The organism is Nocardiopsis nanhaiensis, from assembly GCF_054778635.1.
This window is the reverse complement of record NZ_BAAGZJ010000101.1, coordinates 21,335-27,436: the sequence shown is the minus strand read 5'-3', so window position 1 is coordinate 27,436 and position 6,102 is coordinate 21,335. Positions and strand designations below refer to the sequence as shown.

Here is a 6,102-nt window from a genome sequence, read left to right as displayed (position 1 = left end):
CGAGCGGGCAGTGGACCGGGACCCCGAACGAGGCTCTGGACTGCGCGTGTGGTGTCCACCTCGCCGATCTCGGGGAGCACTGACAGTAGTCAGCACTCCCCGAAGGACTTATGAATCGCTGCACTAGCGGTGGTCGCAACACCCTGACTTGAGGGAGGTTGCGACCACCGTGTCGTTTTCGAAGAAGGAACGGGCTCGGCTACGGGAACGCTTCCTGGAGCTGATGGGCGAGATCGGTAGTGTCACCGATGGCTCCTACGGTGCCTACACGGCCCAGCGCCGGGCGGCCACACAGCGGGCGCGTCCCAAACCCGCCAAGCTCGCCGCCACCGGACCTTTGCGAGACTACGTCGCCACGGGTCTGCGCCAACAATGGTCCCCCGAGCAGATCAGCAACCGGATCGTTGAGGACCACCCCGATGAGCAGGACATGCGTGTGAGCCACGAGACCATCTACCAGGCGCTCTACGTCCAGGCCCGAGGCGGACTCAAACGCGAGGTCGCCGCCGCCTTGCGCACCGGCCGTATCCGACGCGAGCCGCACCGCTCACCCGAGCACAGGCAGAGCCGGTTCGTCGACGAGATGGTGATGATCAGCGAACGTCCCGCCGAGGTCGAAGACCGTGCCGTTCCCGGGCACTGGGAAGGGGATCTCATCACGGGTGCTTACAACAAGTCCGCGATCATCACCCTGGTCGAGCGCTCTACCCGGTACGTGATGCTGGGGCACGTGCCCGGTGAGCACACCGCCGAGGCGGTCGGGGGTGTGCTGAGCGCGTTGATCACCGCGCTGCCCGAGCATCTACGCGGATCGTTGACCTGGGACCAGGGCAGCGAGATGGCCGGCCACAGGAGGTTCTCCATCGCTACGGGGGTGCCGGTGTTCTTCTGCGATCCCGCCTCTCCTTGGCAGCGCGGGTCGAACGAGAACACCAACGGGTTGCTGCGCCAGTACTTCCCCAAGGGCACTGACCTGTCGGTGCACGGCCCGCTGGATCTAGAGCATGTGGCTCAGAAACTGAACGGTCGGCCACGCAAGACGCTCGGCTGGAAAACTCCAGCCGAGCGTCTGCATACACTCGTGTGATCAACGAGGTGTTGCGAAGACCCCTTGAATCCGCCCAGGGACCGGGGCCCCTTCCTTACGGGTCAAGAGAATTGCGCCTGCTCCCCCGCACGGGAGGCGAACCTCTCGGACCACTGCCCCTTGTTCCTGCCGAGCGCGAATTCGCTGAGCCTGAGCAACTGGACGTCGGAGGTGCCGGCGGGGGCGAAGATGTGGTGTGCGTCCCGCATGTACCTTTCGACCGGACGGTCGGTGAGGAGCCCGCACGCGGCGTGCATCTCCATGGACGCGCGCGCCGAGTCAAGGGCACCCTCGACGTTCACGAGTTTGGCGTTCATCAGCTCCGCGTCACAGGGCAGACCGTGGTCCAGTCGACCCACCGCGTCGTAGGCGGCAAGCCTCGCCGTCATCAACCGCGACTGCATCTGCCCCAGTTTCGTCTTGACCGCCGGAAGCTCGGACAGTGGTTCCCCGTAGCGGTGCTGGGCCGAGACGAAGGCGGTGGTCTCCTCCAGCACAGCTTGGTGGATCCCGAGGGAAACCGCAGTCAGGTTGGCTCTTCCGTACAGGACGCTGGAGGAATAGGCGACGGGCAGGCCGTCGCCCTCCTCTCCCAGCCGGTTGGCGGCGGGGACCCGGCAGTTGTCGAAGACGAGCTCTCCGAAACTGAATCCGTGCAGTCCCATGGCGGGGCGGTGCGGCTCGAGCGAAAAGCCCGGGGCGTCCGCCTCGACCAGGAACGCGGACAGGCCTTTGGATCCGGGACCGGTCCGGACGACGACTCCGTGCAGGTCGCCGACGTGGCTGTTGCCGACGAACACCTTCCGCCCGTTGAGGACGTACTCGTCGCCGTCGCGCACCGCGCTCGTCGTCATACCAAGGACGTGGCCACCCGACTGGGATTCTGTCACAGCGATCGTGGGCAGGCAGTCTCCCTTGGCCACCTCCGGAAGCCACGTCTTCTTCTGTGCGTCGTCGCCGAAGTGGATGATCTTGGCCACACCCAGTTGGGAGGCCTGGACCATGGCCCCCATCGCCCCACTGACACGGGACAGCTCCTCGATGATGATCGTCTTCGCCACGTGGCCCAGGCCCATGCCGCCGTACTCCTGGCCGATAGTGACACCGATCCATCCCTGTCGGGCGATCAGACTGGACAGCTCTTGTTGGACGGATCGGGACTCCTCCATAGCCGACACGCGGGGCCGGACCTCTGCCTCCGCAAAGGCCCGGACCTTCGCCCTTAGGCGCTCGTGACACTCCGTGGCGAACGACTCGGTCATTCGGGTCCCTTCACATGTACGTTCTTGGCTCAGGCGACCGCAGGGAACAGCCCGTCAGCGGACCCACACGGCCAAGCCAGCGGGGACATGGTGAATTAGAGCCCTGTGGAAACACAAGCCTTTACCTACCACACCAAACAATAACCATATAAAGGACAACACTTCCGGACGGTCTTATTCAAGATCAGAGCACGTGAAACAAGAGGTACCACCTGCGGCTGACAATGCACCGCGGCCGGGACAAGCCTCTGAAACACTTCCTTTGAACTGCGAAGACACCGCAACTTCGCCCCGAAGCCCCACGCAGGCGAAGCGCCTGAGGCACACGAGGGGCCAGCGGCCAGCGGACAGCTCGCCCGACCAGCCGATACACCGGCTCACGACAGCGCGATCTGTGGGCGATATCACATCAACAGAAGTTTATCGACACACAAGAAGGCAGGGCAGCATACCTCGAACAGGTATTGCATCGGCCCATATCGAGCACACTCCGTAATCGACCGCGGGCGATCACCCCAGTGAATTGACCGAACGCCCCGAGCCGAAGATCCGAGCCAGACACCAGGGACCCATAGCTGACCCGTTACGGCTCCCGGTTCGGGACCCCGTTCAGGGCCCTACTTCGGCCCCTTTTCCTCGAAGTCCTCCAGGCACAGCTCCAGCAGAGCCAGCACCCGTGCGGTGAGCTGCTCCCGGTCGTGTGCGCGCAGGGCGGTCGCCCCCTCCACACGCCGGACGCGACCGACGCCCAAGAGGACCGAGGCGACCAAAGAGGCGTGGACGCGCGCGTTCGGCCCGCCCAGATACCTGGCCAAGGGGTCGATCAGCGCGCTCTTGAGCCTCCCCTGGTAGACCGACTGCAGGTCGGGGTCGCCCGCGGAGTCGTCCAGCGCCAGCTGCAGCTGGCTGCCCTCGCCGTGCAGACGGCCGACCGCGTGCTCGGCGAGGCGCTCCGCCAGGTCCTCGGGCTCCCCCTCCTCGATGAGTTTGGGAAAGACGCCGTCCTCGCGCAGGATCTCGGTGAGCAGCCCGGCTTTGGAACCGAAGTAGCGGTTGATCAACGCGACGTTCACCCCGGCCTGCGAGGCGATCTTGCGCGAGGACACCGCACCGTACCCCTCGTTGGTGAACAGCGCCTTCGCACTGGCGAGGATCCGTTCCCGGGTCGCCTCACGGCCACGTATCGGCGCCTCCGCGCCGCCTCCGGTCCCGTCCGGACGCTCCATCTGCACACCCCTTGGTGGCCGCGATCTGGCTTTCAGGACTCCAGGTTGACACCTCTACGCACCCATCGCCTACCGGAAGGGGCGGAGAGATACCGATTTGACAGGTCAACAGCGTTTACATATACCTGAAGTGGATGCTTGCCCCCGGCGTATGAGCCGTGGGGCTTTCGTGCGTCCGGAATCGGGGGACACATGGAGCAGTCGGCAAGCAGCACATCCGGGTCACCGGGGCCCGGCCCCGATCCGGACTCCCCCTCCGCAGAAGGCCTCCCGAACACCGGCGCCGCCACCGAGGCCACCGCCGACCCCGCGCCCGAATACCCCTCCCGCCGGGTCGTCCGCCGCATCATGGTCGGCCTCATCCTGGCCATGCTCACCTCGATGCTCACCAACTCGATCATCGGCACCGCCCTGCCGACGATCATGGGTGAGCTCGGCGGCCAGGACCGGCTGGCTTGGGTGGCGACGGCGGCCCTGCTGACCATGACCGCCTCCACCCCGGTGTGGGGCAAGCTGTCCGACATCTGGGGCCGCAAGCTCCTCTTCCAGATCGCCCTCGGCATCTTCATCGTCGCCTCGCTCGCCGCGGGCTTCGCCCAGGACATCAACTGGCTGATCGCCGCGCGGGCCCTCCAAGGGCTTGGCGTGGGCGGCCTGGCCACGCTGCCCAACATCATCCTCGGCGACGTCGTCTCACCGCGCGAGCGCGGCCGCTACAGCGGCCTCATCGGCATGGTCTTCGGCGTCTCCACCGTGCTCGGACCGCTGGTGGGCGGCTTCCTGGTGGACAGCCCGCTCGGCTGGCGCTGGTGCTTCCTCATCACCGTCCCCCTCGCGGTGGTGGCCTTCTGCGTCATCCAGCTCATGTTCCGCATGCCGTTCACGCCGCGCCGCAAACCCTCCGTTGACTGGCTCGGCGCGGGGTTGATCTTCAGCGCCGCCAGCACCGTGATCGTGCTGCTCAGCCTGGGCGGCACCGAGATCCCGTGGAACTCACCGACCGCTTACGGCATGGGTGCCGGCGCGGTGCTGCTGACCGTCTCCGCGATCCTGATCGAGCGCCGCGCCAAAGAACCGATCATCCCCACCCGCCTCTTCCGCGACCGCACGTTCGTGCTGGCCTCCGCGGGATCGGTGTCCGTCGGCATGATGATGTTCGGCCTCATCATCTACATGCCCCAGTACCTGCAGATGGTGCACGGGATGAGCCCCACCGTCTCCGGCCTGATGACCCTGCCGTTGGTGGGATCCTTCCTGTTCACCTCGATCGGCTCCGGCTTCGCGATCAGCGGCACCGGCCGGTGGAAGGCCTACCCGGTCGTCGGCATGGTGCTGTGCGTCCTCGGCTTCACGGTGCTGAGCCTGGCGCAGGTCGACCCCGGGCTGACCACGGTGATCGCGGGGCAGATGCTCGTGGGCCTGGGATTCGGGCTCAACATGCAGATCCTCCTGTTGGCCACCCAGAGCGCGCTCCCGGTCAGGGACATGGCCTCCGGCACCGCCTCGGTCACCTTCTTCCGGAACCTGGGCGGTGCCATGGGGGTGGCGGCCTTCGGTGCGGTGATGGTGAGCAGGCTCAACGCCGAACTCGACGCCGCCGCGGCCCGGGCACAGGAGGCGGTGGCGGCGGACGCGCTCAACGGAACCGAATCTGGTGCTGAGGAGCTGTCCATCGGCCTGGAGGAGGCCGCAGAGTCCGCCCAAGGCTCCCCCGAGCTCGTGCACTCGCTCCCCGAACCCGTACGCGAGGTGGTCGTGGGCGCCTTCGACCACGCGATGCAGGGCGTGTTCGTGGCCGGAATCCCCATCGCTGCGGCCGGGCTGATCGCGGTGTCCTTCATGAAGGGTGTGCCGCTGCGCGGCGGGGACACGAAGAGCCCGCCCGTGGCGGGCCAGAAGGACGAGGCGGCGGGGGAGGCCGCGAAGGCGGCGAAGGCCCGGAGGAGCCCCGGGGCGGGCAGGAAGCGGAAGGGCCGCAAGGCACGCCGGAGCTGGAGCGCCAAGCCCGGGAGCGCCGCTCAGAGGTAGCGGCGGAAACCCTCGGCGGAGTTGTCGAAGCCCAGGGAGGCGTAGAACCTGTGCGCCCCTTGGCGGCTCTCGTGCGAGAGGAGCTCGACCTTGTAGCAACGCGCGCGCGTGGCGCGGTCCAAGGCGTCTTCCATCAGCGCCCTACCGATGCCCTGGTACCTCGCGTCCGGGTCGACGACGAGGTTGTCGATCACCGCCCAGGGCTGGGCGTCGTGGGTCAGGTTGGCTACCACCAGCAGGTCCAGGGTCCCGATGATCTGGCCCCGGCGCTCCGCCACGATGACGGTGCGTTCGGGGTCGTTCTCCATCCGGGTCCAGGCGCGTACAGCGGCTGAGGACATGCGAACTTGCGCGCTCTGCGTATGGGTGGTGTCACCGAGTTCCCGCAGAAGTCGCAGAATCGCACCTAGGTCGGACCGAATGGCCGCGCGTATCATCATGGCTGTCGGCATCGTAGCCGACAGCCTGCGACAAGGCGGACTTCACCCTACTTTTGGCC

The 6,102-nt window shown here is 66.7% G+C and carries 4 protein-coding genes and 1 pseudogene; 2 read left to right on the top strand and 3 right to left on the bottom strand.

Annotated features, from left to right (window positions below):
• Nucleotides 1–256 precede the first annotated feature (256 nt).
• Nucleotides 257–1,087 (top strand): annotated as a pseudogene (locus ACYVD1_RS30865) (IS30 family transposase); the annotation flags it as partial.
• A gap of 62 nt (nt 1,088–1,149) precedes the next feature.
• Here ACYVD1_RS30865 and ACYVD1_RS30860 read toward each other — a convergent pair.
• Nucleotides 1,150–2,349, bottom strand: a complete 1,200-nt coding sequence (locus tag ACYVD1_RS30860; RefSeq protein ID WP_460757569.1) for an acyl-CoA dehydrogenase family protein — start codon at nt 2,347–2,349, stop codon at nt 1,150–1,152.
• Between the two features lie 617 nt (nt 2,350–2,966).
• Entirely contained in the window at nt 2,967–3,575 is a 609-nt protein-coding gene (locus ACYVD1_RS30855; RefSeq protein WP_460757564.1) for a TetR/AcrR family transcriptional regulator, read from the bottom strand.
• A 192-nt stretch (nt 3,576–3,767) separates the two neighbouring features.
• On the opposite strand from ACYVD1_RS30855, the gene ACYVD1_RS30850 reads away from it, so the two are divergent.
• Nucleotides 3,768–5,603 (top strand): MDR family MFS transporter, encoded by a 1,836-nt coding sequence (locus tag ACYVD1_RS30850; RefSeq protein ID WP_460778014.1) that lies wholly within the window; start codon nt 3,768–3,770, stop codon nt 5,601–5,603.
• Here the strand turns inward: ACYVD1_RS30850 and ACYVD1_RS30845 are convergent.
• Nucleotides 5,594–6,043, bottom strand: coding sequence for a GNAT family N-acetyltransferase (locus ACYVD1_RS30845; protein WP_460757553.1), 450 nt, complete (start codon nt 6,041–6,043; stop codon nt 5,594–5,596). The genes ACYVD1_RS30850 and ACYVD1_RS30845 overlap by 10 nt on opposite strands.
• Between the last annotated feature and the right edge of the window lie 59 nt (nt 6,044–6,102).